The following is a 571-nucleotide window of genomic DNA, read 5'->3' on the forward strand; positions in this document are numbered from 1 at the left end:
CATTAACTGTTCATATAATTCGCCATCACAATATTTCAGACCCAGTGAACGTTTATATAAAAACAGCTCATTGCTCATCCACTTCCCAAAAAACTCTAACCCTCGAAAAACGACACCATCATAATTTTTTGCTATCTGCTTTTGCAAAATATCAACACCGTATGCCGAAAAAATATAATGGGCATCGACTTTCATTAAATAATCACAATCACCTAAAGAAAAACTAAAATTATAAAATTCGGCCAGTGAACCATCTCCCTTTGTCACCTGATCTTTATACCCTTCTCCAGCAATAGCGAGATTTTTATCACAAGAGTAAAGTTGTATAGAGCAAACATCAGCTAATTGATTCGATAATCTTTCTACAATATCTCTTGTATTATCTGTAGAATTATTATCTACAACAATTATTTGTGATGCTAACCCCGAAATAGACAATATAGATGCCTCTATATATTCAGATCCGTTTTTGACTCTATATATAACAGAGACACTTGGTATTTTCCTCTTATATTCATTCTGTTTTCTTAGCTTAGCTGCAACATAATCATCAAAATCTAACCGATTGGAG

At 33.1% G+C, this 571-nt stretch carries 1 protein-coding gene; it reads right to left on the reverse strand.

Annotated elements, in window-relative coordinates; genetic code table 11:
- The coding region (locus CXQ97_RS19040; RefSeq protein ID WP_104182384.1) for a glycosyltransferase at nucleotides 1-571 on the reverse strand (571 nt) is incomplete at both ends.

This window comes from Arthrobacter sp. B0490 (assembly GCF_002929355.1).
In the GTDB taxonomy this organism is placed as follows: Bacteria; Actinomycetota; Actinomycetes; order Actinomycetales; family Micrococcaceae; genus Arthrobacter_D.